The 25,635-nt window shown below is 65.1% G+C and carries 25 protein-coding genes and 1 pseudogene; 9 read left to right on the forward strand and 17 right to left on the reverse strand.

Annotated elements, in window-relative coordinates; translation table 11 throughout:
* Positions 1-11: 11 nt before the first annotated feature.
* Positions 12-818, forward strand: coding sequence for an SDR family NAD(P)-dependent oxidoreductase (locus AWB79_RS11180; RefSeq protein ID WP_061167481.1), 807 nt, complete (start codon positions 12-14; stop codon positions 816-818).
* 87 nt (positions 819-905) lie between these two features.
* Positions 906-1,769: an IclR family transcriptional regulator gene (locus tag AWB79_RS11185; RefSeq protein WP_061167482.1), complete on the forward strand. Its 864-nt coding sequence runs from the start codon at positions 906-908 to the stop codon at positions 1,767-1,769.
* 3 nt (positions 1,770-1,772) lie between these two features.
* On the opposite strand, the gene AWB79_RS11190 is transcribed toward AWB79_RS11185, so the two are convergent.
* From AWB79_RS11190 to AWB79_RS11230, 9 genes are read right to left on the reverse strand one after another with little or no spacing between them, the layout of a single operon-like run.
* A complete protein-coding gene (locus AWB79_RS11190; protein ID WP_061167483.1) occupies positions 1,773-2,576 on the reverse strand; it encodes a crotonase/enoyl-CoA hydratase family protein in 804 nt (267 codons plus the stop codon).
* Positions 2,577-2,596: 20 nt separating this feature from the next.
* Positions 2,597-3,595, reverse strand: coding sequence for an acyl-CoA dehydrogenase family protein (locus tag AWB79_RS11195; RefSeq protein ID WP_061167484.1), 999 nt, complete (start codon positions 3,593-3,595; stop codon positions 2,597-2,599).
* An 18-nt stretch (positions 3,596-3,613) separates the two neighbouring features.
* Positions 3,614-4,768 carry an acyl-CoA dehydrogenase family protein gene (locus tag AWB79_RS11200; protein ID WP_061167485.1) on the reverse strand — a complete coding sequence of 385 codons (1,155 nt, stop codon included), beginning with the start codon at positions 4,766-4,768 and terminating at the stop codon, positions 3,614-3,616.
* A 25-nt stretch (positions 4,769-4,793) separates the two neighbouring features.
* Positions 4,794-6,017 carry a CaiB/BaiF CoA transferase family protein gene (locus tag AWB79_RS11205; protein WP_061167486.1) on the reverse strand — a complete coding sequence of 408 codons (1,224 nt, stop codon included), beginning with the start codon at positions 6,015-6,017 and terminating at the stop codon, positions 4,794-4,796.
* Positions 6,018-6,051: 34 nt separating this feature from the next.
* A complete protein-coding gene (locus AWB79_RS11210) occupies positions 6,052-7,500 on the reverse strand; it encodes an aldehyde dehydrogenase family protein (protein WP_061167487.1) in 1,449 nt (482 codons plus the stop codon).
* A complete protein-coding gene (locus tag AWB79_RS11215) occupies positions 7,497-9,209 on the reverse strand; it encodes a thiamine pyrophosphate-binding protein (protein ID WP_061167488.1) in 1,713 nt (570 codons plus the stop codon). Before AWB79_RS11215 ends, AWB79_RS11210 begins: the two co-directional genes overlap by 4 nt.
* A gap of 7 nt (positions 9,210-9,216) precedes the next feature.
* Entirely contained in the window at positions 9,217-9,435 is a 219-nt protein-coding gene (thmT, locus tag AWB79_RS11220; RefSeq protein ID WP_061167489.1) for a 2-hydroxymuconate tautomerase, read from the reverse strand.
* A gap of 34 nt (positions 9,436-9,469) precedes the next feature.
* Positions 9,470-10,327 (reverse strand): IclR family transcriptional regulator, encoded by an 858-nt coding sequence (locus AWB79_RS11225; RefSeq protein ID WP_061167490.1) that lies wholly within the window; start codon positions 10,325-10,327, stop codon positions 9,470-9,472.
* A 22-nt stretch (positions 10,328-10,349) separates the two neighbouring features.
* Positions 10,350-11,462, reverse strand: a complete 1,113-nt coding sequence (locus AWB79_RS11230; RefSeq protein ID WP_063963483.1) for a mandelate racemase/muconate lactonizing enzyme family protein — start codon at positions 11,460-11,462, stop codon at positions 10,350-10,352.
* Positions 11,463-11,736: 274 nt separating this feature from the next.
* Between AWB79_RS11230 and AWB79_RS11235 the strand changes: the two genes are divergently transcribed.
* The 5 genes from AWB79_RS11235 to AWB79_RS11255 are packed head-to-tail and all read left to right on the forward strand — an operon-like array spanning position 11,737 to position 16,463.
* Positions 11,737-12,936, forward strand: coding sequence for an ABC transporter substrate-binding protein (locus AWB79_RS11235; protein WP_232470875.1), 1,200 nt, complete (start codon positions 11,737-11,739; stop codon positions 12,934-12,936).
* A gap of 46 nt (positions 12,937-12,982) precedes the next feature.
* On the forward strand, positions 12,983-13,843 hold the full coding sequence (locus AWB79_RS11240; protein ID WP_061167491.1) for a branched-chain amino acid ABC transporter permease: 861 nt from the start codon (positions 12,983-12,985) through the stop codon (positions 13,841-13,843).
* On the forward strand, positions 13,840-14,856 hold the full coding sequence (locus AWB79_RS11245; protein ID WP_061167492.1) for a branched-chain amino acid ABC transporter permease: 1,017 nt from the start codon (positions 13,840-13,842) through the stop codon (positions 14,854-14,856). Before AWB79_RS11240 ends, AWB79_RS11245 begins: the two co-directional genes overlap by 4 nt.
* Positions 14,853-15,710: an ABC transporter ATP-binding protein gene (locus tag AWB79_RS11250; RefSeq protein ID WP_232470876.1), complete on the forward strand. Its 858-nt coding sequence runs from the start codon at positions 14,853-14,855 to the stop codon at positions 15,708-15,710. The genes AWB79_RS11245 and AWB79_RS11250 overlap by 4 nt, the downstream gene beginning before the upstream one ends.
* Positions 15,711-16,463, forward strand: a complete 753-nt coding sequence (locus AWB79_RS11255; RefSeq protein ID WP_061167493.1) for an ABC transporter ATP-binding protein — start codon at positions 15,711-15,713, stop codon at positions 16,461-16,463.
* Positions 16,464-16,632: 169 nt separating this feature from the next.
* Here the strand turns inward: AWB79_RS11255 and AWB79_RS11260 are convergent, their stop codons facing one another.
* From AWB79_RS11260 to AWB79_RS11290, 8 genes and pseudogenes are all read right to left on the reverse strand, one after another.
* The gene (locus tag AWB79_RS11260; RefSeq protein WP_061167494.1) at positions 16,633-17,724 is read right to left on the reverse strand and encodes a glycoside hydrolase family protein; all 1,092 of its coding nucleotides are present in this window, start codon (positions 17,722-17,724) and stop codon (positions 16,633-16,635) included.
* Positions 17,725-18,460: 736 nt separating this feature from the next.
* On the reverse strand, positions 18,461-19,129 hold the full coding sequence (locus tag AWB79_RS11265; protein WP_061167495.1) for a DUF4286 family protein: 669 nt from the start codon (positions 19,127-19,129) through the stop codon (positions 18,461-18,463).
* A gap of 44 nt (positions 19,130-19,173) precedes the next feature.
* Positions 19,174-19,323 (reverse strand): hypothetical protein, encoded by a 150-nt coding sequence (locus AWB79_RS41035; protein WP_374728537.1) that lies wholly within the window; start codon positions 19,321-19,323, stop codon positions 19,174-19,176.
* Positions 19,320-20,063 (reverse strand): annotated as a pseudogene (locus AWB79_RS11270) (MFS transporter); the annotation flags it as partial. The pseudogene AWB79_RS11270 and the gene AWB79_RS41035, both read right to left, overlap by 4 nt.
* A 121-nt stretch (positions 20,064-20,184) precedes the next feature.
* Positions 20,185-21,000, reverse strand: coding sequence for an IclR family transcriptional regulator (locus AWB79_RS11275; protein ID WP_061167496.1), 816 nt, complete (start codon positions 20,998-21,000; stop codon positions 20,185-20,187).
* Positions 21,001-21,201: 201 nt separating this feature from the next.
* On the reverse strand, positions 21,202-21,885 hold the full coding sequence (locus AWB79_RS11280) for a ferredoxin reductase domain-containing protein (protein ID WP_061167497.1): 684 nt from the start codon (positions 21,883-21,885) through the stop codon (positions 21,202-21,204).
* A 242-nt stretch (positions 21,886-22,127) separates the two neighbouring features.
* Positions 22,128-22,448 (reverse strand): hypothetical protein, encoded by a 321-nt coding sequence (locus AWB79_RS11285; protein WP_061167498.1) that lies wholly within the window; start codon positions 22,446-22,448, stop codon positions 22,128-22,130.
* Positions 22,449-22,745: 297 nt separating this feature from the next.
* Complete coding sequence (locus AWB79_RS11290; RefSeq protein WP_061167499.1) at positions 22,746-23,507, reverse strand: SDR family NAD(P)-dependent oxidoreductase; 762 nt, start codon at positions 23,505-23,507, stop codon at positions 22,746-22,748.
* Positions 23,508-23,629: 122 nt separating this feature from the next.
* On the opposite strand from AWB79_RS11290, the gene AWB79_RS11295 reads away from it, so the two are divergent.
* Positions 23,630-24,547 carry a LysR family transcriptional regulator gene (locus AWB79_RS11295; RefSeq protein WP_061167500.1) on the forward strand — a complete coding sequence of 306 codons (918 nt, stop codon included), beginning with the start codon at positions 23,630-23,632 and terminating at the stop codon, positions 24,545-24,547.
* 220 nt (positions 24,548-24,767) lie between these two features.
* Complete coding sequence (locus AWB79_RS11300; protein ID WP_061167501.1) at positions 24,768-25,604, forward strand: alpha/beta fold hydrolase; 837 nt, start codon at positions 24,768-24,770, stop codon at positions 25,602-25,604.
* Positions 25,605-25,635 lie beyond the last annotated feature (31 nt).

Consider the following 25,635-nt stretch of genomic DNA (forward strand, 5'->3'; position numbering starts at 1 on the left):
GGTGCGCCGTCATGGATCTCGGACTGCAGGGCAAGACCGCGCTCGTCTGCGGCGCGAGCCGTGGTTTGGGCTACGCCTGCGCGTCGGCGCTCGTGGCCGAAGGCGTGGACGCGGTGATCGTCGCACGCGAGCCGCGCGCGCTAGACCAGGCTGCGCACACGCTGAACGAGCAAGGCGCGGGACGCGTGATCGCAGTCGCGGCGGACATCGCCGCCGAGGAAGGACGCGTGCGCGCGCTGGCCGCCGCGCGAGAATTGCGCGATGCCGCCGCCGATGCCGGCTTCGACATCGTCGTCACCAACGCCGGCGGTCCGCCCGCGGGCAACTTCCGCGACTGGAGCACAGAAGACTGGATGCGCGCGCTGAACGTCAACATGCTGAGCGCGATCGAGCTGATGCGCGCGACCATCGACGGCATGATCGCGCGAGGCTTCGGGCGCATCGTCAATATCACGAGCACGGCGGTCAAGGCGCCGAGCAGTTATCTGGGTCTGTCGAACGGCGCGCGCTGCGGTCTGACGGGCTTCGTCGCGGGCGTGGCGCGGGAGGTCGCGCCACATGGCGTGACGATCAACAATCTGCTGCCCGGCACCTTCGACACGGCGCGTCTCGCCGCCAACTTCCAGGCGGTCGCGGACCGCGATGGCGTGCCCGTCGAAAGCATCCGGGACAAGCGCCGCGAAGCCAGCGCGACGCGCCGCTTCGGCACGCCCGAGGAGTTCGGCGCAATGTGCGCGTTCATGTGCAGCGTGCATGCGGGCTATCTGAACGCGCAGAACATCCTGCTCGATGGCGGGACGTATCCGGGCACGTTCTGAAGCGGGCGGCGCGAGCGGCTGGCATCGAAGGCATTTGCCTTAAAATACTGGGCCGCCGATTCCGGCCCGGTCTGCATCAGGGATGTCATGAAAAAAGCCAAGGACAAAGTCGAAAGCGCCCCCGCCATGGATACGGCCGAGTTCTCGCCGCAGGACGACGCGCAGCGCGAAGGTCCGGTCGGCACGCTGGCGCGCGGCCTGAGCATTCTCGATGTGCTGGTCGGCGCGCCGCATCCGCTCGGTCTCGCGGAAGTGGCGAACGCGGTGGGACTGGAGCAGAGCACGACGCTGCGCCTGTTGCGCGCGCTGGAGGACAGCCGCTATATCGTGCGCAGCGCGGAATCGAAGAAATACTCGCTGTCGCCGAAGGCGTTGCGGCCGCTGCCGCTCTTGCATCCGCTCGAACAGTTGAGGCGCGAGATCGCCACGCCCCTGCGCGAGCTCGCGTGGCGCATCGACAAGACCGTGCTGCTCGCGCTCTATGTGGCGGGCGAACGCATGGTGATCGATATCGCGCAGGGCGCGAACACGATTCACGCGTACTACGACACATGGCTCACCGGCCCGGTGCACGGCACGGCGGCGGGCAAGGCCTATCTCATGGCGCTCGACGCGCAGCATCGCCGTGCGCTGCTCGGCGACGAACCGCTCGCGCGTTTCACGCCTTCGACGCTTACCGACTACGCGTCGCTCGAAGCCGACATGGCGCTTTCGCAGGCGCGCGGCTATGCGGTGGCGCGCGAGGAAAGCCGCATTGGCATTGGCGCGCTCGCTGCCAACGTCAAATCGTGGAAGGGCGATGCGGTCGGCTGCGTCGTCGCGACCGGTCATGCGCGCGACTTCGGCGAGTCGAATGCCGAGCGCATCGGCGAGGAAGTGAAGCACGCGGCCGATCTGCTGCGCATGCAGGCGCCGTCGCTGGTGGCGGCGGCGCAGTATTGCGGAAGCTGAGCCTCAGCGTGCGGGATTCTCGAAGTCGGGCGTTCGTTTTTCGATGAACGCCGTCACCGCCTCGCGATGCTCCGGCGACTTGTGCGCGAGCGCCTGCATCACGGCGGACATTTCCAGCACGGTGTCGAGCCGGCTGTCCTGACTTTCGCGCAACAGGCGCTTGGTCATGCGTAGCGTCGGTCCCGGCTGACGCGCGATTTTCGATGCCAGTTCGCGCGCTTCATCGATCAGCCGTTCGGCCGGCACGACGCGCGACACGAGACCGAGCGCCAGCGCTTCCTGCGCGCCGATCATCTCGCCGGTGAAGGCCATCTCCGCGGCGCGCGCGCGTCCGATGGTGCGCGTGAGCAGCCACGCGCCGCCATCGCCGGGAACGATGCCCACCTTGATGAAGCTCTCCGCGAACGCCGCCTTGTCCGACGCGATGCGCATGTCGCACATGCAAGCCAGGTCGCAGCCCGCGCCGATCGCGGGACCGCCGACCGCCGCGATTGCCGGCACGTCGAGGCCGTAGATCGCGCGTGTGAGTTTCTGAATGCCGCCGCGATACTCGCTCGCGATCTGCGCCTGCGTGAGCGCGTCGTCGAAATAGCGGCGCATGTCCTTCAGATTGCCTCCCGAGCAGAACATGCCGTCATAGCCCGTGATGATCACCGCCTTCACCGAGAGGTCGGCGTTCACCTGATCGCATGCGTCGATGAATTCGGCGATCGCCGTGTTGCCCGTGAGCGCGTTGCGCACTTCGGGCGCGTTCATCGCGAACGTGACGATTGCGCCTTCGCGCGAGACTTGCAGAAATTGAGCCATATGTCGTTCCTCGTGAGCGCTCATGCGGATGCGGGATACAGTGCGCCGCGCATGAAGTCGAGCGCGGATGCATCGCCCGCGAGCCATGCCGCGCCGATCTGTTCGTGCCATTGCGACTCCGCGCCGAATGCGCGCCGCCACGCGTGCAGCCTGCGCGTGTACAGGTTCAGGTCGTGCTCGGTCGTGATGCCGATCGCGCCGTGCACCGCATGCGCGATCCCCGCCGCCTGCGATGCGACCTGACTCACGTAGCCTTTCGCCGCCGCCGCGCCTTGCAAGGGCGGCGCGAAACCCGAAGCCGGGCACGCGAGATTCGCCGCCATGCGGGCGGAGAACACGAGTTCGGCCAGCACGCTGATCTGCTGCTGAATCGCCTGGAATTTGCCGATGGGACGCCCGAACTGCGTGCGTTCGTTGGCCCACGCGATGGTCATGTCGAGAATCTTTTCGAGCGCGCCGGTCATCAGCAGCGCGGTGATCGCCGCGCCCGCCACGCGCGCCGATTCCGGCGTCAGGTCCAGCCGCAGGGAACGCGGCGCTTCATGCCAGATCAGCGTGGCGTCGAGACTCGCATGGATGCCGTCCGGCGCGCGCGTGGCCGAATCGGCAGACCAGAGTTCGCAATGCGCGTCGCGTTGCACCAGCACCCAGTCGCTCACCGCGCCGAAGGGCACGTTGTCGCAGCGAAGGGCTGTCGCGGAGCATTGCGGCGCGATCGTGACCGGGCCTTGCACGTCCGCGCGGGCACTCGCGGGAAGCACGGCGCGCACGAGCATCGTGTAGGCGAGCGGCAGCGGCAGCGCATGGCGCCCGCAGGCGGCGATGAGAGGCGCGGCGCCGAGCAGCGAAAGGCCTGCGCCGTCCTCGCTTTCGGGCACGAGAACATCCGCGAAACCCGCGCTCGCGATGGCGTCCCACAGCGCGCCCGCCTGTTCCCCGGCTTCGATGCGCCGTACCGTCGCGGCGTCGCAAACGCCTGCGAGCAGGCGCTCGAAGGCATCGATGAAAATATCGTCCATGAAGTGTCCCCGATCGTGTCAGCGCAGGCCGAGCCCGCGCGCGATCATGCCGCGCAGAATCTCGCGCGTGCCGCCGCGCAACGAGAACGACGGCGCGATATGCGTGATGTAGGCGAGCGTGCGCAGCAGTTCGGCGGGCGGCGCGTGGTCACCTGCCTCGCTGGCGAGCAGGTCGGCGAGCACGTCCGGCAGCGTCTGCTCGAAGGTCGTGCCGAGATCCTTGGTGAGCGCGGCGACGGTCGCGGGACTCTCGCCCGCTTCGAGCTTCGCGACAATCGCGAGCGACATGGCCCGCAGTGTCGCGAGCGTCGCGATCAGGCGTCCCGCCGCGATGCGTTCGGCCTGCGTGAACGCGCCGCGCGCGCGCAGATGCCGCGCCCATTCGTTGAGCAGCACCACGCTCGAATAGATGCGTTCCGGCCCGCTGCGCTCGAAGGCGAGTTCGGCCGTGACCTGCTTCCATCCATCGCCTTCCTGGCCGATGATCGCGTCCTCGGGCAGTTGCACGTCGTCGAAGAAGACTTCGCAGAAGTGGTGGTCGCCGGTGAGATCCTCGATCGGCCGGATCGTCACGCCCGGCAGCGACAGGTCGACGATCACTTGCGACAAGCCCTTGTGACGATCCTCCGCCGTGCCCGACGTGCGCACCAGCGCGATCATGTAATGCGAGCGATACGCCTGCGTGGTCCAGATTTTCTGTCCGGTGAGGCTCCAGCCGTTCGCGTTGCGGCGCGCCTGCGTGCGCACGCTCGCGAGATCGGAGCCGGAATTCGGCTCGCTCATGCCGATGCAGAAAAACGCCTCGCCCCGGCAGATGCGCGGCAGATAGAACTGCCGTTGCGCGTCGCTGCCATAGCCGAGAATGAGCGGGCCGCTTTGCCGGTCCGCGATCCAGTGCGCGCCCACCGGCGCACCCGCGTTCAGCAGCTCCTCGATGATGACGAAGCGCGCGAACGGCCCGAGCGCCGCGCCGCCGTAGTCGCGCGGCAGCGTAAGGCCGAGCCAGCCGCGTTGGCCGAGCGCGCGGCTGAATTCGGCATCGAAGCCGATCCACGAGCGCGCGCGTTCGCTCGCCGGCAGGTCGGGGAGACGTTCGGCGAGAAAGGCGCGCACGTCCTGGCGCAGCGCTTCCGCCGTGGGGGGAATGCTCACGTAGTCGAGAGAGTCGATCATCGAAAGTTGGCTATGCGCTTGTGGTTCAGATGACGCGTTCGGCGGCGAGGCGTTCGATCGCGGCGTCGTCGAGACGCAAAAGGTCTTGCAGCACCGCGCGCGTGTGCTCGCCCAGCACCGGCGGCGGATAGCGATATTCCACCGGCGTCCCGGAAAGCCGCATGGGGCTCGCAACGAGCGGCACGCTGCCCGCCACCGGATGCTCCATCGCGATGCGCACGTTGCGCGCGATCACCTGAGGGTCGCGGAACACGCGTTCCAGATCGTTGATCGGCCCGCACGGCACGCTCGCGGCCTCCAGCCGCGCGACCCAGTCGTCGGTGGTGCGTTGTGTGGTCAGGCCGCGCAGGGTCTGGATCAGCGAGTCGCGGTTGTGCACGCGTGCTTCGTTGCTCGCGTAGCGCGGGTCCGTGCCGAGTTCGGGCCGGCCGAGCGCTGCGCACAGGCGCGCGAACTGGCCATCGTTGCCGACGGCGATGATCATGTCGCCATCGGCGGTCGGGAAATCCTGATACGGCACGACGTTCGGATGCGCGTTGCCCATGCGCTTCGGCGCGACGCCTGTGTGCAGATAGTTCATCGCCTGATTGGCGAGACACGCGACGCCCACGTCGAGCAGGCTCATGTCGATATGCTGGCCTTCGCCGTGCTCGCCCCGATGCGAGATCGCCGCCAGAATCGCGATGGCCGCGTAGAGGCCCGTCATCACATCGGTGAGCGCGACGCCGACCTTGAGCGGTCCCTCGCCGTCTTCGCCGTCGCGCCGGCCCGTCACGCTCATCAGGCCGCCGAGTCCCTGAATCAGGAAGTCGTAGCCCGCGCGTTGCGCATACGGACCGGTCTGCCCGAAGCCGGTGATCGAGCAATACACGAGACGCGGATTCACCTCGCGCAGCGTCGCGTAATCGAGGCCGTATTGCTTCAGGCCATCGACCTTGAAGTTTTCGATGAGCACGTCGGAATTGCGCGCGAGTTCGCGCACGAGCGCCTGGCCTTCGGGCTGCGTGAAATCGATCGTCACCGATTTCTTGTTGCGGTTCGTGCACATGAAGTACGCGGATTCGCGCGTCGCGTCGCCCTGCGCGTTTTTCACGTAGGGCGGCGCCCAGGTGCGCGTGTCGTCGCCCGCGCCGGGACGCTCGACCTTGATGACGTCCGCGCCGAGGTCGCCCAGAATCTGCGAGGCCCAGGGCCCGGCGAGCACGCGCGACAAATCCAGCACGCGAAGTTGCGATAACGATCCAGCCATGTTCAGGCGTCTCCGTGTTGCATGCTTCCCGCGCTCAAAGCTCGCAGCGGGTATAGGCGGTTTTTGTCGTGGTGTAGAAGTCGAGCGCGTCGTGTCCCTGTTCGCGCGGGCCATACGATGAATTGCTTAAGCCCCCGAACGGCACGTGATAGTCGAGCCCGCTCGTGCCCAGGTTGACCTTGACGACGCCCGCGTGTGCGTTGCGCCGGAAGTGATTCGCATGCTTCAGGTTGTTCGTGCAGATGCCGGCGGTCAGGCCGAACTCGGTGTCGTTCGAGAGCGCGAGCGCTTCGTCGTAATCGCGCGCGGCCTGCACGACCGCCACCGGCCCGAAGATTTCCTCGCGCGCAATGCGCATGCCGGGCGTCACGTCCGTGAACAGCGCGGGCTGCAGATAATGGCCGGGCGTCGCGCGTTCGAGCGCCGCGCCGCCGAAGCGAAGACGCGCGCCTTCGCGCTTTCCGATATCGATGTAATCGAGATCCTTCTGCCATTGCGCGGCGCTCACCACCGGACCGATGTCCGTGCCATCGGCGAGCGCATGACCGATCTTCAGACGTTCTAACCGCTCGATCAGACGCGCGACGAAACGCTCGCGAATGCCATCGGTGACGATCAGTCGCGACGAAGCCGTGCAACGCTGACCCGTCGAATAGAACGCGCCGTTGAGCGCGCATTCGACGGCGAGTTCGAGGTCGGCGTCATCGAGCACGACGAGCGGGTTCTTGCCGCCGAGTTCGAGTTGCAGCTTTTTCATCGGCGTCGAGGCGATGCCCGCCATGCCCACCTTGCGGCCCGTATCCAGCGACCCGGTGAACGACAGCGCCGCGACATCCGCATGGCCGGCGAGCGCGCCGCCCGCCGCGCCGGCGCCGATCACGAGATTGAGCACGCCCTTCGGCAAACCCGCGCGCTGCAGGATATCGACGAGCATCCACGCCGAGCCGGGCACGAGCTCCGATGGCTTGAACACCACCGTATTGCCCGCCGCGAGCGCTGGCGCGATCTTCCACGCGGGAATGGCGATCGGGAAATTCCACGGCGTGACGATGCCCACGACGCCGAGCGGCTCGCGCGTCACGTCGATCTCGCTGTCGCCGGCGAGTCCCGCGAACTTCCGGCCATCGAGACGCAGCGCTTCGGCCGCCGTGAACGCGAGCACCTGCGCCGCGCGTCCGACTTCGCCGATGGCTTCCGGCAAGGTCTTGCCTTCCTCGCTCGCAAGCAGATGGCCGAGTTCGGTCTTGCGCGCGAATACTTCATCGCTCGCGCGCCGCAGGATGTCGTGACGCAGTTGCGGCGCGCTCTTCGACCACGCGGGGAACGCGGCGCGCGCGGCGGCGACGGCGTCGTTCACATCCGTTGCATCGCCGAACGCGTATTCGCCGATACGCTCGCGCGTGTCCGAAGGATTGATGTTGTCGAGCCACGATCGAGTCGTGACTTCCTCGCCGCCGATCCAGTGTCCGAAGCGCGTTTTCATCGGCTTGGCTCCGCTTTCGCGGCATCCGCCGCCGCCAGCGCGGTCGCGCGGAGCGTGGCGAGCGATGCATTCGGCGTGATGGCTTCGGGGTCGATCAGGCAATGCAGGATCGCGGGCCGTCCCGACGCCAGCGCGCGCTCGAACGCGGGCGCGAACTGCGCGGTGCTCTCGACGCGTTCGCCGTATCCGCCGAACGCGGTGGCATAGGCGGCGAAGTCCGGATTGCGCAGCATGGTCGCGGCGACGCGCCCCGGATAGGTCTTCTCCTGATGCATGCGGATGGTGCCGTACATGCCGTTATCGACCACCACGACGATGATCGGCAGATCGTATTGCACGGCGGTGGCGAATTCCTGGCCGTTCATCAGGAAGCAGCCGTCGCCGGCGAACGCGACGACCGTGCGTTGCGGATAGAGCCGTTTCGCGGCCACCGCGGCGGGCGTGCCGTAGCCCATCGAGCCGGAGGTCGGCGCGAGTTGCGTGCCGAACTGGCGGAAACGGAAGAAGCGATGCAGCCACGTCGCGTAATTGCCCGCGCCGTTGCAGAGAATCGCGTCGGCGGGAAGCTGCGCCTGGAGCCACGCGACGACGTGCGCCATCTGCAACGCGCCGGGCGATTCGATCGCTTGCGGATCGCTCCATTTTTCGTAGGCGGCGCGGGCTTCGCGCGTGATATCCGTCCACGCTGCTGGCGCCGATGGTTCGAGCCGCGCGGCCGCCTCGGCGAAGCGCGTGACCGATGCGTGGATCGCGAGATCGGGCTGATACACGCGGCCGAGTTCGCCCGCATCGGCGTGAACGTGCACGAGCTTCTGCACCGGATCGGGCATGCGCAGCAGCGTGTAGCCCTGGCTCGCGACTTCGGAAAGACGCGCGCCGACGAGCAGGATCAGATCGGCGTCGGTGAAGCGTTGCAGCAGCTTCGGATTCGGCCCGAGCCCGAGATCGCCGATGAAGTTCGGATGATCGGCGGGAAACAGCATCTGCCGTCTGAATGACACCGCGACCGGCAAGTCGAAGCGCTCGGCGAACCGTACAAAATCGCTCACCGCCTGCGCGTCCCAGCCGCTTCCGCCCAGCAGCGCGACGGGCCGCGTCGCGCTGGCCAGCATGCTTCGGAGCGCGGCCATGTCGTGCGCGCCGGGATGCGTGACGAGCGGCTCGAAGGGGCGCGCGTCGTGCGCGTCGGCGAGTTCGACCAGCATGTCTTCCGGCAGCGCGATCACGACAGGCCCGGGACGTCCGGAGGTCGCCACATGGAACGCGCGCTGCACGATTTCCGGAATGCGTTGTGCGTCGTCGATTTCGGTGGCCCACTTCGCCATGGTGCCGAACACCGCGCGATAGTCGAGTTCCTGAAACGCGTCGCGACCCCGCGCGCTGCGCTCTATCTGGCCGACGAACAGGATCATCGGCGTCGAATCCTGCTGCGCGATGTGCACGCCATGCGACGCGTTGGTCGCGCCCGGCCCGCGCGTGACGAAGCACACGCCCGGCCGTCCGGTGAGCTTGCCGTGCGCTTCGGCCATCATCGCGGCGCCGCCTTCCTGACGGCACACCGTCACTTCGATGGGCGCGTCGTGGAGCGCGTCGAGCGCGGCGAGAAAGCTCTCGCCCGGCACGCAGAACACATGCTTCACGCCGTGCAGCGCGAGTTGATCGACGAGAATCTGCCCGCCGGTGCGGCGCTTGATCTGAATATCCTGCATGGCGCGCCTATCGCTTTTCGTCCGTGGAAGGGGCCGCGCTCGACGGCCCGCTCTTGACCTTGCCCGCGGCCGCGAAGTGACGCGGCGGCACTTCGTAGATCATGATGCGCACGCTTTCGCGCGGCGTCGACGTGGTGCGATGAATCGCTTCGGTTACCTCATGGAACATCGCTTCTTTCTGTTCGTCGCTGCGGCCTTCGATCATCGTGATCTGGACGATGGGCATGGTCTGAGTCCTCGAAGAATGGCAAAGAGATGAGTCAATGGCCGCAGAACTGCGCGGCCGCGCCGAGTGAGGGCGCCTGATACAGAAGCAGGTTCGCGGCGTCGCGGACTTTCTCGCCGCATTCGCTCGTGCGCGCTTCGTCGAAATCGCGCGTGAGGCCGGTCATCACGAGACAGCCCGCGTGCGTGCCGGTCCAGGTCCCGACCGGCGCGCCGATCGCCGTGATGCCCACGCGCTGTTCGTCGCGCCCGACCACATAGCCGCGTTCGGCCGAGCGTTCGAGGTCCGCGCGCAAGTCGCTCCATGCGCTCAGCGTGTGCGGCGTCCATGCGGCATACGGTTCGGGGCCGAGCAGCGCGCGCCGTTCGTCGTCGGTGAGACCGAGCAGCAGGGACTTGCCCGCGCCGCTGCCGTGGAGCGGTCCGCGCAGCCAGGTGCCGTAGAACGGGCTGAGCGAGCCCGGCGTCTGCGCGATCTCGACCACCATCCGCTCCGCGCCGATGAACAGAATGAACACCACGGTCTGTTGCAACTCATTGGCCAGTTCGCGCAGCACCGGCGAAGTTTCGCGCCGCAACTGCTCGACCGGATGCAGCAGCGCGAGCGGATGAATCGCCTTGGGCGAGGGCGAGTAGCGCCTGGCGAGCGCGTGGCGCACGATGAAGCCGCCTTCCTCCAGCGCGCGCAGCAGCCTGAGCGTGGTGCTCTGGTCGAGATGAGAAAGGCCCGCGATCTCCGCGAGCGTGAGCGGCACGCGCGCGGCGAGCATCGTGTCGAGCACGGCGAAGCCGCGCGCGAGGGTGCCGACGAGCGCATCGCGGGGCGGCTCGACCGGACTCGGGTCGGCGCTCGCGCGAGTGCGGGCGGGAAGGGTCTGGACCGTTCGGTTCACGAAGGGCTCGGCGCAGGAAGGCTCAGTTGCGTTCGTCGAGCACGGGCGAGCCGACGCGCATCGACTCGAGCCTGTCCCAGTCGAATTCGAAGCCGACGCCCGGGCCCGTGGGCATGGGGGCGTGGCCCTTTTCGTCGAGCGTCACCTTCTGACGGAACAGCGGCTCGAACCACGGGAACGACTCGCAATACATGCCGTGACGCGACGAAGCGACGATATGCATGCTGTGCTCGGTGAAGATGTGCGGCGACACCGGGACGTCACGCGCGGCGAGATAGTCGGTGGCCTTGCGCATTTCCGTATAGCCGCCCATGCGCTGCAGGTCCGGCATCATGATGTCGGCGGCGCGCGCCTCCACCATGCGGCGCACGCCATAGCGCGTGTATTCGGTCTCGCCGCTCGCGATGGCTGTATCGAGCGCGGCCGCGAGCGCCGCGTTGCCCGCGTCGTCCCAGGTGGGCAGCGGCTCCTCGAACCACACCAGGTTGAAGCGTTCCAGCTCGCGCCCGAGGCGAATCGCCTTGTCCGGCGTGAGTCCCTGATTCGCATCGACCATCAGCGCGATGTCGTCGCCGATCGCCGCGCGCACGCATTCGACGCGCTTCACGTCGTCCTGCCAGCGCGCCGAACCCAGGCGCAGTTTCATCGCCTTGAAGCCTTGTTCGAGGAACGCGCGCGCCTCGGCTTCCAGTTCGGCCTGCGTGTGCGACAGCCACAGGCCGCCGCTCGCGTAGATCGGCACGCTCGAGCGGCACGCGCCGAACAGTTGATAGAGCGGCCGGTTCGCGGCCTTGCCGATCACGTCCCAGCAGGCGACATCGAACGGCGTCAGCGAGATCACCGCGATGCCGGCCTGCCCGTAGAAGTTGAGCGAGCGGAACGCCTCGGCCCACAGCGCTTCGACATCGTGCGGGTCGCGTCCCACGTAATGCGACTTGAGCGAGCGCGCGAGCGCGGCGATGGACTGCATGCGCTCGATGTCGAAGCAGAACGCATAGCCTTCGCCGCTCACGCCCGCATCCGTATGCACCGTGACCAGCAACGCCGCGACGTGATCGAAACGATGAATGGCCGTGGCCTGCGGGCGCTCGAGGGGCAGCTTGACGACAGCCAGGTCGATGTCGGTAATGCGCATGGCGGGGTTCGGCACAGCGGCTTCCTCCTGAGTGGTTGCATTCAGTATCGACTTCAAATTCGGCGATAGCAATAAAAATTTCATTGGTCGAAAGTAAGTATTTTCCCGTCGCGATAAACACGCTATATGGAGCGAACCCGCCTTTCAGGGATTTCACGGATTCGCTCAGTGATTGACATTAGGCAACTGCATACATATCGTTCAGTGCAAGAAAAGTTGCAAAAGACAAAAGCGGAGTCACCGACATCGGCAGTAAAGACATCAAGGAGACAGCATGTCCGGACGGGATCAGTGGCAGGCAGGAGTGCGGCGCGCGTTGGTGGGCGCCGTGCTGGGATGCGGCGCGTTGAGCATGAGCGCCTTCGCGGCGGATTCGGGCCCGATCAAGATCGGCTGGCTCTCGTCGCTCACGGGGCCGCTTTCTTCGGCGGCGAGCGCGGAGAATCAGGGCGTGCAGTTCGCCGTCGAGCAGATCAACGCGGCGGGCGGCATCAACGGGCGCAAGATCGAGCTGATTACGCGCGACACGGCGGGCGATCCGACCAAGGCCGTGAACTATGCGAACCAGTTGATCTTCAGCGAGAAAGTGGCGTTCGTGATCGGGCCGGTGAACTCGGGCGAATCGCTCGCGACAGTGCCGGTGGTGGCGCGCTCGGGCACGCCTAATCTCGTCATCAGCACGGTCGATGAGCTGACCGATCCGAAGAAGTACCCGCGCGCGTTCCGCGTCATCAATACCAACGAACAGTGGCTCAACGCCGCGAACGACTACGCGCTCAACACGCTCAAGAAGAAGAAAGTCGCGATCATCGGCGACACCAGCGGCTATGGCACCAGCACGGCCAAGCGCGCGACGCAACTGCTCGCGGCGCGCGGCATCACGCCGGTGTACAGCGTGCTGGTCGATCCGAACCAGACGAGCCTGAATGACGAGATGAGCAAGGCGCGCGCGGCGGGGGCCGATGTGGTCATGCCGTGGTCGGCGGCGACCGGGCTGCTCGCGCGCATTCTCAACGCGCGCGGCGATCTCGGCTGGAACGTGCCGGTGGTGGGCCATCCGGCGATCATGGGCACGCCCATCCGCGCGCTGCTCAACAAACCCGAATACTGGACCAACACCTATTCGGTCGGCTATGCGTCGACGACCTATGACACGGGCGGCAAGCTTCCGCCCGCCACCACGAAGCTGATGCAGGAGATCACGCCGCGTCTGGGCGGCAAGATCGACTTCACGTTCTGGTGGGTCGCGATGGGCTACGACACCGTGAAGCTCGCCGAGCAGGCCATCAAGAAGGCCGGTTCCACGGATCCGGCCGCGCTGCAAAAGGCGCTCGAAGGCCTGAGCAACTATCCGGGCGTCTATGCGAGCTACACCTACGGCCCGGCGCAGCGCAACGGATTCCCGGACGCGGGCATCGAGATGACGAAGGCGGACACGTTCAAGGACGGCAGCTTCCAGCGCGCGCCCAACTGAAGCGCGCTCAAGCGAACAGGAACCGGGACAGGAGACAGATGAGGAGATGGAAACCGTTCTGATGACCGGCCTCGCGATGGGCGCGCTGTATGGCGCCGCCGCACTGGCCTACAACGTGATGTTCTCGACCTCGAAAGTGCTGAGCGTGACCACGGGCCACCTTTTCATGCTGGCCGCGATCGCCGGCGCGTTCTTCGTCGGAAAGCTCGGACTGCCGGTGTGGCTCGGCTTCGTGGGCTCGGTCGCGGTATCGATCGTGGCGGGCATGCTGACTGAAGTCATCGCGATCCGCCGCGTGCTCGCGCGCTCCACCGATCACCTGTGGCTGCTCAGCACGCTCGCGCTCGGCACGGTCATGCAGCAGGGCGTCGGCTTGTGGTGGGGCACGGAGCCGACGCCGTTTCCGCGCGTGTTCGAGCAGAGCTTTCAGGCCAACGCGCTCGACCAGAAGTTCTGGCTGCCGATTCTCGCGGTGCTGCTGCTCGCGCTCGGGCTCGAGCTGTTCTATCGGCGCACGCTGTTCGGCAAGGTGTTTCTCGCCGTGGCCGAAGATCCGCTCGCGGCGACCGCGCGCGCCGTCAACACGTCGCGCGTGCGCATGCTCTCGTATGGCATGGCGGGGCTGATCGGCGGCGTGGCGGGTTTCGCGGCGGGGCAGCTGACCTTCGCGTATTTCGCCACGGGACTCACGCTCACGCTCAACGGCTTCATCGCGATCGCGGTGGGCGGGCTCGGCAGCAATCTGGGCGCGCTGATCGGCGGGCTCGCGCTCGGTCTGTTGAGCGCGTTCACCACGTATTTCCTCGGCGGCCAGTATCAGCAGACCATCGCGGTCGGCTTGCTGATGGCCTTTCTTCTGATCCGGCCGGAGGGTCTCTTCGGCGCCAAGCTGAGTCGTCAGGTATGAACGCCATTCCTAAACGCAGGGCCGGCATGGGGGCCTCGCTTGCGGCCGCGCTCATCGCGCTCAGTCTGCCGCTGTGGGCGCCCAATCCGTATCTCGTGCATCTGGCGACGCTGATCGCGGTGTACTGGATTCTCATCGCCGGGCTCGATCTGGTGGTCGGCTACATGGGGCTGCTTTCGGTCGGACACGTCGGGTTGCTGGCGATCGGCGCGTATGGCTACGCGATTCTCGCGGGCACCGTCGGACTCGATCCGATGCTCACGCTCGTCGCGGTGTGCGTGCTCGGCGGCGTGTGCGGCTTTCTGCTCGGCCTGCCCGCGCTGCGCCTGCCCGGCTTCTACTTCGCGATGGCGACGCTCGCGTTCTCGCTGATGGTCGGCGAATTTTCGCTCGCCCAGGGCGATCTGACGGGCGGCGGCGCAGGCATCTCGGCGCCGATGTTCGGCGCGCCCTTCGATACGCCCGATGGCTTCTACTGGTTCACGGCGGGCGTGGCGATCGTCGTCACGTGGGTGACCTGGAACGTGGTGCGCACGATGTGGGGCCGCGGCATGATCGCGCTGCGCGACAGCGAGGTGGCGGCGGCCGCGTGCGGCGTGCCGATGTATCGCGTGCGCCTGATCGTGTTCACCTTCAGCGGCGTGACGGCGGGCCTCGCGGGCGCGCTCTTCGCGACGCTGCAAAGCTACATCACGCCGGAAACCTTCGTGTTCGAGCTGGGCCTGTTCTTTTTCATCTGCATCGTGATCGGCGGACGCGGTTCGATCGCGGGGCCGCTGTTCGGCACGGTCGTCCTGACGGCCTTGCCGGAACTGGTCGCGCCGCTCGCGCGCTTCGGACAGCTTTTCTACGGCCTGCTGCTGCTCGCGATCGTGCTGTTGCTGCCCGAAGGGCTCGGTCAACTGCACGCGGTGTTCTCGAAGAAGCGCAAGGAAAAGCACGCGCACGCGGCCCTTACGCCCGATCTCGACGTGCTCAAAGCGGCCATTCTGGCCAACCGGGAGGCTGCATGATGAAGACGCGCAGCGGCGCGGCGCAACTCGAACTGGGCGCGTTGCCGCAACAGGACCGTGTCAGTGACGGCGCGGCGGCGGGGCGTGCGTCGTCGCAAGTGGACATGTTGCGCGCGCGCGGCGCGGTGAAGCGCTTCGGTGGCATCGCCGCGGTCGATGACGTCACGCTCGAACTGACGAGCGGCGAGATTCACGGTCTGATCGGCCCCAACGGCAGCGGCAAGACAACGATGCTCAACCTGCTGTCGGGCTATTACCCGCTCGATGGCGGCGAGATCACGCTCAACGGCGCGAACGTCACGCAATCGACGGTGCAGGCGCGCACGCGGCTCGGCCTCGCGCGCACCTTCCAGAAGCCGCGTCTTCTGGAAACGCTCTCGGTGCTCGACAACGCCACGCTCGGCTCATGGAACGACGCGAAGCCCGGCTTCATCGGCACGGCGCTCGCGTGGCCCGCGCAGTCGCGGCGCGATGCGGTGTTGCGCGAGCGCGCGCGGCAACTGCTCATCGGCGTCGGGCTCGGCGCGATCGCAGACAAGCGCGCGAATCTGCTCGATCACGCGCAACAACGCTTTCTGGAGATTGCCCGCGCGCTGGCCATGCGTCCACGCTTCATCCTGCTCGATGAGCCGGCGGGCGGACTGACCGAGCGCGAAATCGAAATGCTCGGCGACATCCTGCTGGCGGTGCGCGAATGCGGCATCGGCGTGCTGGTGGTGGAGCATCACACCGACTTCGTGTTCCGCGTCTGCGATCGCGTGAGTGTGCTGAATCTCGGCAGGACGCTCGCGAGCGGCGCGCCGGGCGCCGTGCGCAACGACCCCGAAGTGATCCGCGTCTATCTGGGAGCCTGAATGAACGCTGTCATCGACCGAGCTGTGAGCGCGCGCACCTCGCAGGCGCCGTTGCTCGAAGTGAAGGGATTGAGCGTCGCGTATGGCAAGGCGCAGGTCGTGCACGAAGTGGGTTTCGAAGTGCGGCGCGGCGAATTCGCGGTGCTGCTCGGCCGCAACGGCGCGGGCAAGACGACCATCCTGCAGGCGATCTCGGCGTTGCTGCCGCGACGCGGCGGACAGTTGCGCTTCGACGGCGCCGATGTGAGCGCGAAGGACGCGCCCGAGATCGTGCGGGCCGGCATGATCCATGTGCTCGAAGGGCATCGGGTGTTCACGACGCTGTCGGTCGAGGACAACCTGTTGCTTGGCACGTTCGCGAAGAACCGGCGCGGCGATCGCGCGAAGCTCGCGCGCATCTACGATCTGTTTCCGATTCTCGGCGAAAAGCGGCATTTGCCGGCGTCGAAGTTGTCGGGCGGGCAGCAGCAGATCCTGGCGGTCGCGCAAGGCGTGATAGGCGAGCCGCAATTGCTGATTCTCGATGAACCGTCGCGCGGGCTCGCGCCGATCGTCGTCGATCAGATACTGCAGGTGGCGCGGCAGTTGTGCGATACGGGCATTGCGGTGCTGCTCGTCGAGCAACTCGTGCACGAAGCGCTCAAGCACGCGGACTATTGTTATCTGCTCGATACGGGGCGGATCACGGGCGAGGGCACGTCGTCCGAGGTGCGAAGCGGCAGCATGCTGCAACGCGCGTTTCTCGGGCATTGAAGGCCGACATGCCGTGGCGCGCTACCGTGTGCGGTACGCGATGCTCGCCATAGCGTGCGAAGCTGACGTCAGAATACAGGCCGCGCGAACGGATCACCAAAACGGCACGAGCGACCACAATGGGTCGCTCGCGAAGTCATGCTCGTTATAGCAGGATCAGACCTGCGACTTACATCGGGTGGCCGGCCACGAAGTTCTTGTACGCGTAGTAGGCGGCCTTGGGCGTCTGACCGTCCGACTTCATCAGGCCGAAGTTGCCTTCGCTGTCGTCATAGAGTTCGAACGCCTGGATCGACTGGATGTTGTACTTCGACGCGACGGCCTGAAACTGCGTCATCATCAGGTTGCCCGACAAGTAGTTCGCGATCTGCTGGTCGGTGCCGTAGTTCGGGCGCACGCCGAATTCGTTGATCCAGACCGGCTTGCCGAACGAATGAAGAATCGCCAGCATGTCGTAGCAACCCGTGCCGCCGCATGCGTGCGTCATGTCGCCCTGATTCGAATACCAGTGCCATGCGGTGATGTCCCAGTTGACGGTCGGATGGCCGTGCGTGCCGTCCGGCTGCGAGCCGTCCATCAGCATCTGGAAGAACGAGTAGTGCAGCCACGTGCCGTTCACGATGATCTTGGCCGAGCCGTCCACCGACTTGACGCCGGCGATCAGGCCGCGCAGCACGCCGCGCGCGAGCACGAAGGGCTGATTGTTGTAGTGCTTCCAGTTCGTGCCGTCGACGTTGCCGTTGAGCGCACCCGCTTCGAGCTCGTTGGCGACTTCGTAGTACTTGTACTTGTAGGTGCCCGCGACCTGCTGGCCGAGCGTGTAGCCCGCGTTGTAGGCGTTCTGCTCGCTGCTGAATCCCGTGCCCAGCATGATGACCGGATACACGGTCACGCCGCCGGCGGCCATGGTCTGAGCCATCTTCGCGACGACTTTCGCCGACGCCAGGTTGTACACGTCGTTACGGTAGATCTTGGCGCCCAGGTCCTGCAGTTGAGCGAGTTGCGTCGCAACGGCGGTGCCGTCGTACGCGCCGCCGTTCGTGTTGCGGCCGTTCGCGCCGTAGAAGATCGACGTGCTGGTCGAGGCCTTCGCGGTCGAGTCGGGCAGTTCGCTCTTGGCGGTCGAGTCGAGGGCGCTTTCGCCGCCGCCGCCGCACGCGGCGAGCAGCACGCTCGTGAGCAGTGCGGTGGCGAGTGCGGTGGCCTTGCGGACCGAGAAAACATTGAACGGGCGAAGATTGGTGTGTTTGCGATTCGTCATTGTAATTAGCATGGCTAATCTATGAGCGAAATGCTCGTCAATGACGCTATGGACCTTCTTCGCGATGCGCTATCCAACGAATGGGGTTGGCATCGCATTTATCCGCGCCTTTCTTCGGAATGACGCTGATTAGTCATCCGAACGACATGTTTCAGGCAAGCCCGGCTGCATGACGCCCGAGTCAGGCGTTGAAGAGGCAACCAGAGCAAAACGGATTTGCTAGCGAAGGTCCAGCGCGCAAACGGCACAGCGCTCTGGATGGCGGAGTCGAGCAAACGATTGCGTTCGCCCGTATGAACCTGCGAACCGAAAAGTCAGCCCGGTTCGAAGGTCGGCGTCGAAGGAACCCTGCAAGGGTATGAATGCGGTCAATAATTCCGAGTTTTCGGGCATCGACTGCGTCTTCGGCAACCCTTGCCGAAATCTTGATCAACGGCAGCAAGGTTATCGTCTTATGAGATGAATGTAAACGATTGTCGCAGTAGAAAAATCCACTGTTGTAAAAAGAGGCAGAAAAATTTGCTGGCCTAATCGGGGTAGGATGCGTCTTCATTGCGCGGATCGTGTTCAGTTCCCCGTATATACGGGCAGCGACGCGACGTGCAGGAAAAATGCCCGCATGCAGAGTGCTCAATGTCGATCGTTTTTATTCCTATACGACGTCGAGCTGAACAAAGACGGGACATACGCGGGCCGTCGAGGCGACGCGTACGTCGAAGTTGCGACTGATCTTGCTCTACGCCTGGCTGTGGCAGGCGAACACCTGATCGTAAAGCTCGAAAGCGATATCTTCGGTGGCGAGCGAGTGATTGATTTCGGTGATCGCATCGTCGAGCGACGCGTAGTCGAGCGCTTCGATCACGACGAGCCCTGAGAAAGCGCCTTCCTGACCGCGGCGCATGGATTTTTCCTTCGTCGAGATGGCGGTGGAGTCCGTCTGCACGCTCATGAGCCGGACCTTGACGATCCAGTCCAGCGACGCGAGCGTATCGACTCGGTCGCGGGCGGCGGAACCCGCGAACTGCTCCGGCAGCGCTCCTTCGAATCGCGCGATAGCAACGTGACTGCCATGGCCGCCGCGCTGTCCTCCTTCGATATTCACCGTTCCGCCGCCGCGACGGAATCGCATCAGCCTGGGCATGACGCGCTGGGTCCACGGCGTGGGATCGTTGAGTCTCGAAAGATAGCCATCGCTGGACATGACGCTCGCGTCGTCCAGTTCGTAGAGCATCAGATATTCCGAAGGCCGGCTTTCGCGCCGCCTGAATACCCTGCCCGAACGGAAACCGGGCACGCCCACACGTTCGAACACGTGTTCGCGCGTGAGCCAGTGAAGGTAGTCGGTTTCGACTTCGGGGTCGATGGTGCTCCAGATAGCCAGTAATCCGTCATGTCGGTCGGTCATTGATTTTCTCGCTATGGTTCGATTGAGTTCGATCGTGCGCCTGATCAGTAAGTCGCCTGGCGCGCGTTCGTATCGCTCTCGCCGACGACATCGCCGGCGGAATCGATACGGTTCATGTCGATGCCTGCCGTTTCCGGTCCGATCGCGATCATGCAGAACGAGAGCACATTCAGCGCGGCGACCAGCGCGACCAAAACAGCGCTGTCGGTCCGCAGAAGAACAGCATCATCCGGATGATGGTCTTGTAGTGCAGGCGAAAGGCGTCCCTGAGCGGGCTGCCGACCGTCGCGACCACGGACTGCTGCATTTTCACGAATGCGGGCGTTTCGGAAACGCGCAGCCGGATGTAGATGCCCACCAGCACGAGCAGGAAACTCATCACGAAGGGAATGCGCCAGCCATAACTCGCGAAGGCGTCGGCGCTCATGGTCGCGGACAACAACAGCAGCACGGCGTTGGCGAGGATCTGGCTCAGCGGCGCGCACATGCCGATGAGGCCGGAATACTTGCCGCGCCGGTCGGCGGGCGCGTGTTCCAGCGCCATCAACTGGCCGCCGGTGGATTCGCCGCCGAGCGCGAAGCCCTGGATGATGCGCAGCGCGACCAGCAGTATGGGCGCGAGCATGCCGATCTGCGCGTAAGCGGGCAGCAGTCCCATGAGCACCGAGGTAATGCCCATCACCGATACGGTGCCGAGCATCAGGTTGCGACGGCCGAGCTTGTCGCCGAAATATCCGCAAATGATCGCGCCGAGCGGGCGCGCGGCAAGCCCCACGCTGAAGGTGGCCAGCGACGCGAGCAGCGCGGAGCCCGGCTCCATCGCGGGAAAGAACAGCTTGGGCAATACCGTGGCGGCGACCGACCCATAAAGTGTGAAGTCGAACCACTCCAGCGCAGTGCCGAGCGTCGCCGCGCTGACTGCGCGATGGGCCATCGAGCGATCTGTTTCCAATTGTCTCCTCCTGTGCGGCAGGTTATGTGTAGCTGATAAAAATATAAGACATCCTAATCAATAGGTCGATGATTGCGACGCACGCGAGGACACGAGGCGTGGTCTATTCGGAAATGCTGACTGCGTAGTTGGGGCCTTTGATCGCCCGACGAAGCATGGGCGACACGCCGCTCGCTTCCGACAGCTCCGCCGCAGTCGCCTTGAGCGATGGCACGAGCGCGCTCATGCGCTCGTCGGTGAGTCTCGACATCGGGCCCGCGATGATCAGGATGCCGCGCACGTCGCCACTGGAAGCGCGCACGGGCGTCGCCATCGAACTCATTGCCGGAAGGAACATGTCGTGCGTGGTGGCGTATCCGTTCGCCCGCGCGATTTCGATCAGCGGCATCAGCGCCTTGAAGGTGGTCGGCGCGCGCGGGCCGAAGTCGGCGGGCATGCCGAAGCCCTGTTTCGAAACCAGGCGCATGGCTTCTTCATCGGTTTTTCCGGCGAGCCAGATCATGCCCGCGGCGCTGCATGAAAGCGTCACGGGGCGCCCCATTTCGGGGTCGTAGCGAATGCCCTGCGTCGCCCCCTGCGCCTTGGCGACGTAGATCAACTGCTCGCCATCGACGATGGCCAGCCGGACCAGTTCTCCGGATGTTGCCGCGAGACGTTCGAGTATGGGCTGGGCGACATCGACCACGCCGCCAGCGCTCAGGAAGCGCAGTCCGAGCGAAGGCAGTTTCATCGTCAGGGAGAATTCGCCGCGCCGCTCGTCCTTGCGCACGTAGTCCTGCTCCATCAGGTCGGCGAGCAGGCGATGCGTGGCGCTCACCGGCATGTCCAGCGCGCTCGCGAGTTCGGACAGCGTCCTGCCTTCCGGTGAATTGGCGAGTTCCTCCAGTACGCGAAGGATGCGTTCCGCTACGGCGCTCATCGGCGACCCCTGGTTTGTCTCTGAAGCGGTTCTGGACCGCGTGAGCGCATTGTATTGGAAAAACCTTGCGTTTTGCAAAGACTTTCCAAAATTGAGGAGGGACGCCTTTGAGGGGAGTTCCGAAACGTTAAAGGCGAACGATTCGGCCTGTCCAGAGGTGGCCGGATCGTTCGCCCGAATGCCGGTTGATGCGGTGAAATACTAAACGGCGCTCTCGCCCAGATAAATCTTGTGAACGTTGCCGGGATAAACCCAGTCGCGAGCGTTGAGCTGAACCAGGTCCATCAATTTTGGCGGGCCGCTGCAATAGATTTGCGCGTTGGCGCCGCTGGGACTGAGCGCGTGCGCGACCACGCGGGCGATTTCGTCGAAACCCAGTCCGACGCGATGACGAATCGCGCCGAAAGGCTCGAGCGCCCGCAATTCGTCACGGAACAACGAGCGCTCGGCAGATTGCGAGAAATGATGCAGTTCGAACGACTTCCTCGCCTCCACCAGACGCTCCGCAATGCCGACGATGGTCGCGATGCCCACTCCGCCCGCGAACAGGACGTAGCGCGCGCGTTCATCGATGGCGAGAGGCGGGCTCTCCGGTGGACGAACGAGCAGACGCCTGCCGGGATGAAAAAGGGTGTCGTCCGTGCCGCGAGCGCTTTCCGTCGCCATGCGCACGCCTACCACATAGGTTCCCTGTCCCGAGGCGCTGCGATGCAGCGGCTGTCTTCTGCTGCGGTTCGCGTGCGCGTCCAGCACGACGTCGAGGACAGCGCCCTCGTCGAAGGGCGGAAGGGTGGTATCCGTTTGCGCCTGCAATTCGACCGCGCGATATCCCGTGGCCAGTTGCCACGTGCGCGAGACGGTAACCTCAATCAAGCCGTCGTGCATGTCTCCTCCAATGCTCTGCAATAGACCGGAATGGCTGTTCGGGCGATGGGCCGCCGCGCGAAAACGCGACGCGCGACGATGCAGTCCAGAGTATGAGAGGCGCGCGATCGAGACAATCCGCGCTGGCTGTATGTCCGGCATACGGGGGCGGCGATGAAATCGATTCAACGCCCGCCATCAGTGACCGGCGGGCATCACCTGCAACAACGGTTCCGGCCGCACGGAAATGGAGCCCGTGAGATTCAGGTCCGGCGAAGCCCGCGTCGCGAACCGTTCCTGCGCTGCTTGCAGAAGATGATCACGCAGACGATCAGGCACATCGCCGTATTGCCCGCGTTGAGCCAGAACATCGCCTCGGGCGAGCCGGCGTTGCGTTCCAGCAGCATCAGCGCGAATGTGCCGTTGCTCAGGACCCAGCACGTCCATGTGAGCAGGCTGTGACTGCGCGCATCCGTGGGCGTCGTCAGCAGTTTGAAGATGGTCGGAACGTAGGTCAGCACGCGCGCGCCGTTCCAGAACAGAAACATGGCCGTGAGGATATCGATGTAACGATCATGGCCCATTGTGAATACTCCCTGGCTGCGGACGATCGTCGATGGCGCTGCTCGCCGCGAAATTCGCGTGGCGCGGAAGAAGGACGTTGTCCAGGGGAAATCGCTGGTGTCGCCGCTATCTGTCCTTTAGCGGGAACAGTCTGCGGGAATGGCCGGGGCTCAGGCGCGCGCGCCTCGTGCCGGCCTCTCACCGGGAAGAACGAATCAACGGGCGCGCAATTGAAAGCACGGAATTGAGGCGCAAAAAAAGAAAGGCAGCGTCAGCGCTGCCTTTCTCAGTGGAATCGAATGCAAATTGATTGCAACTCAGATCTGCGCCTGCCCGCCGTCGACGAACAGTTCGGCGCCGTTCACGAAGCTCGCATCGTCCGATGCGAGGAACAGCGCGGCGCCCGCGATCTCCTCGGGCTCGCCCACGCGCCCCATCGGGATGCGCGAAGCGAGATAGTCGAGCAGTCCTTGCTGTTGCGCCTCATCGGGGCCTGCGAGTTCCACGAGACCGGGCGTTCTGGTAGCGCCCGGGCTGATCGTGTTGACGCGAATGTTGCGGTCCTTCAGATCGAGAATCCAGCTGCGCGCGAAGGCGCGGATCGCGGCTTTCGATGCCGAATAGACGCTGAAGGCCGCCGTGCCCTCGATAGTCGTGGTCGATCCCGCGAGAATCACCGAAGCGCCTTTCGCAAGCAGCGGCAGCGCCTTCTGCACCGTGAAGAGCGTGCCCTTCACATTGCGGTCGAAAGTGTCGTGATAGTGCGCCTCGGTGATTTCGCCGAGCGGCAGCATGGTGCCGCCGCCCGCGTTGGCGAAGAGCACATCGAGCCGGCCCTTTTCGCCGCGAATCTGCTCATACAGCATGTCGAGCTGCTCGGGCTTCGACGAATCGACGCGCACGCCGGTCGCGCTCCCCACTGCGTTCACCGCGGCGACCGCCGCATCGAGCTCGGCCTGGCGGCGGCCGGTGATATAAACGTGCGCGCCTTCCGCTGCGAAGCGCTTCGCGGTAGCGAGTCCAATGCCGCTGGTTGCGCCGGTAACCAGTGCGATCTTGCCTTCGAGTCTGCGTGCCATGATCTTTCTCCGTTGCCAGATTGATTTTGCGTTCGGAATTGAATGAAGCGGTGAGAGGAGAATATCGACGGCCATGGCTTTTCGAAATAGAATCGCCTGCAAACCATCATTGCAAAAATGAAATGACGAAGCTGCCCGACTTCGAAGGCCTGGCGATGTTCGCCAAAGTGGCGCAGGAAGGTTCGTTCGCGGCGGCGGCGCGCGCGACGGGCTTGTCGGTCGCAACGGTGTCGCGAGGTGTCGCGCGGCTCGAGGAGCGGCTCGGCGCGAGGCTGTTCAACCGCACGTCGCGGCAACTGGCGTTGACGGAGTTCGGCTGCACCATCGCGGAGCGCGCGGGCGACATCTACCGGCAAGCGGAAGCCGCCGAAAACGCCGCGCGCGAGATGTCGGTGCAGCCGCGCGGTCTCGTGCGTCTCGCCGTGCCCATGTCTTTCGGTCTGCGCTGGGTCGCGCCGCTTTTGCCCGGCTTCTTTCGACGCTATCCCGAGGTCTCCGTCGATCTGCATTTATCGGATGCAACCGTCGATATCGTTGCCGAGGGATTCGACGCGGCGCTGCGCATCGCCGCGTTGCCGGACTCGTCGCTGGTCGCGCGCCGGCTGTGTCCGGTTTCGCAGCTCGTCGTGGCATCGCCCCAATATCTGGAACGGCACGGCCGCCCCGGCCATCCGCGCGAGTTGAACGGCCGCGCGTGTCTCTCTTACGCGTATCGCGCGCGCAGCGATGTCTGGCGCTTCACGAACGACGCGGGCGAGGAGGAATCGGTCACACCGGCGGGCCCGCTGCGCGTGACCAATGCCGACGCGCTGTTGCCCACCTTGCTCGAAGGCCTCGCGATTGCCGAGCTGCCCGAATTCATCGCCGGGGATTATCTTGCCGATGGACGCCTCGAAGCGATCCTCACCGGCTGGCATCTGACGCGCGGCGGCCTGTACTTCGTCACGCCGTCGGCGCGCGCGCGTCCGGCAAAGGTCACGGCGCTGGCGGATTACTTCGCGGAGCACCTGTCGGAGCCGGTCTGGTATCGGCCACGGTGAGGGCCACAATGAGGGCGTGACACGCTTTCTGTGCGTTTTTTATTTATTCCGTACAGTGCGCTACTGCAACGATGCTTTGCATGCGGCGCTATTCCGCCGCAAGGCGGGTCTCCGTATTCTCCCCGTACTGCCTGTTTGACGTGACTTCGGTGTCTTCTGTAACACGGGCGCCGGATGATGATGCTTTGCCAACGCTCGATCAACCCATAAGGAAAGGACCATGCCGTACGTGACCACGAAAGACAATGTCGAGATCTTCTACAAGGACTGGGGCCCGAAGGACGCCCAGCCGATCGTCTTCCATCATGGCTGGCCTCTGTCGTCCGACGACTGGGACGCGCAACTGCTGTTCTTCGTGCAGAAGGGTTATCGCGTGGTCGCGCATGACCGTCGCGGCCATGGCCGTTCGTCGCAAGTCGCGGACGGGCACGACATGGACCACTACGCCGCCGATGCCTTCGCCGTCGTCGAAGCTCTGGATTTGCGCAACGCCGTGCACATCGGCCATTCGACGGGCGGCGGCGAGGTGGCCCGCTATGTCGCGAAACACGGTCAGCCGGCCGGACGCGTCGCGAAGGCCGTGCTGGTCAGCGCGGTGCCTCCGCTCATGCTGAAGACCGAGGGCAACCCGGAAGGCTTGCCGATCGAAGTGTTCGACGGCTTTCGCCGTGCGCTCGCCGACAACCGCGCGCAGTTCTTCGTCGATGTTCCCGCAGGTCCGTTCTACGGCTTCAATCGCGCCGGCGCGACCGTTCATCAGGGCGTGATCCAGAACTGGTGGCGGCAGGGCATGATGGGCAGCGCGAAGGCGCATTACGAAGGCATCAAGGCGTTCTCGGAAACGGACCAGACGGAAGACCTTCGCGCGATCACGGTGCCGACGCTCGTGCTGCATGGCGAAGACGATCAGATCGTGCCGATCGCCGACGCCGCCCTCAAGTCCATCAAGCTGCTCGCGAACGGGACGCTCAAGACGTATCCCGGTTTTTCGCACGGCATGCTGACGGTCAACGCCGACGTGCTCAACGCTGACCTGCTCGCGTTCGTGCAGGGCTGATATCGGTGATGAGAGCCTGCCGCGGCGGGCT

Source organism: Caballeronia hypogeia, from assembly GCF_001544875.2.
GTDB lineage: Bacteria > Pseudomonadota > Gammaproteobacteria > Burkholderiales > Burkholderiaceae > Caballeronia > Caballeronia hypogeia.

Excerpts from the sequence above, each read along its gene's own strand:
- AWB79_RS11180 (WP_061167481.1), top strand. The coding sequence starts at position 12 with ATGGATCTCGGACTGCAGGGCAAGACCGCGCTCGTCTGCGGCGCGAGC.
- AWB79_RS11185 (WP_061167482.1), top strand. The coding sequence starts at position 906 with ATGAAAAAAGCCAAGGACAAAGTCGAAAGCGCCCCCGCCATGGATACG.
- AWB79_RS11190 (WP_061167483.1), bottom strand. The coding sequence starts at position 2,576 with ATGGCTCAATTTCTGCAAGTCTCGCGCGAAGGCGCAATCGTCACGTTC.
- AWB79_RS11195 (WP_061167484.1), bottom strand. The coding sequence starts at position 3,595 with ATGGACGATATTTTCATCGATGCCTTCGAGCGCCTGCTCGCAGGCGTT.
- AWB79_RS11200 (WP_061167485.1), bottom strand. The coding sequence starts at position 4,768 with ATGATCGACTCTCTCGACTACGTGAGCATTCCCCCCACGGCGGAAGCG.
- AWB79_RS11205 (WP_061167486.1), bottom strand. The coding sequence starts at position 6,017 with ATGGCTGGATCGTTATCGCAACTTCGCGTGCTGGATTTGTCGCGCGTG.
- AWB79_RS11210 (WP_061167487.1), bottom strand. The coding sequence starts at position 7,500 with ATGAAAACGCGCTTCGGACACTGGATCGGCGGCGAGGAAGTCACGACT.
- AWB79_RS11215 (WP_061167488.1), bottom strand. The coding sequence starts at position 9,209 with ATGCAGGATATTCAGATCAAGCGCCGCACCGGCGGGCAGATTCTCGTC.
- thmT (WP_061167489.1), bottom strand. The coding sequence starts at position 9,435 with ATGCCCATCGTCCAGATCACGATGATCGAAGGCCGCAGCGACGAACAG.
- AWB79_RS11230 (WP_063963483.1), bottom strand. The coding sequence starts at position 11,462 with ATGCGCATTACCGACATCGACCTGGCTGTCGTCAAGCTGCCCCTCGAG.
- AWB79_RS11235 (WP_232470875.1), top strand. The coding sequence starts at position 11,737 with ATGTCCGGACGGGATCAGTGGCAGGCAGGAGTGCGGCGCGCGTTGGTG.
- AWB79_RS11240 (WP_061167491.1), top strand. The coding sequence starts at position 12,983 with ATGGAAACCGTTCTGATGACCGGCCTCGCGATGGGCGCGCTGTATGGC.
- AWB79_RS11245 (WP_061167492.1), top strand. The coding sequence starts at position 13,840 with ATGAACGCCATTCCTAAACGCAGGGCCGGCATGGGGGCCTCGCTTGCG.
- AWB79_RS11250 (WP_232470876.1), top strand. The coding sequence starts at position 14,853 with ATGATGAAGACGCGCAGCGGCGCGGCGCAACTCGAACTGGGCGCGTTG.
- AWB79_RS11255 (WP_061167493.1), top strand. The coding sequence starts at position 15,711 with ATGAACGCTGTCATCGACCGAGCTGTGAGCGCGCGCACCTCGCAGGCG.
- AWB79_RS11260 (WP_061167494.1), bottom strand. The coding sequence starts at position 17,724 with ATGACGAATCGCAAACACACCAATCTTCGCCCGTTCAATGTTTTCTCG.
- AWB79_RS11265 (WP_061167495.1), bottom strand. The coding sequence starts at position 19,129 with ATGACCGACCGACATGACGGATTACTGGCTATCTGGAGCACCATCGAC.
- AWB79_RS11275 (WP_061167496.1), bottom strand. The coding sequence starts at position 21,000 with ATGAGCGCCGTAGCGGAACGCATCCTTCGCGTACTGGAGGAACTCGCC.
- AWB79_RS11280 (WP_061167497.1), bottom strand. The coding sequence starts at position 21,885 with ATGCACGACGGCTTGATTGAGGTTACCGTCTCGCGCACGTGGCAACTG.
- AWB79_RS11285 (WP_061167498.1), bottom strand. The coding sequence starts at position 22,448 with ATGGGCCATGATCGTTACATCGATATCCTCACGGCCATGTTTCTGTTC.
- AWB79_RS11290 (WP_061167499.1), bottom strand. The coding sequence starts at position 23,507 with ATGGCACGCAGACTCGAAGGCAAGATCGCACTGGTTACCGGCGCAACC.
- AWB79_RS11295 (WP_061167500.1), top strand. The coding sequence starts at position 23,630 with ATGACGAAGCTGCCCGACTTCGAAGGCCTGGCGATGTTCGCCAAAGTG.
- AWB79_RS11300 (WP_061167501.1), top strand. The coding sequence starts at position 24,768 with ATGCCGTACGTGACCACGAAAGACAATGTCGAGATCTTCTACAAGGAC.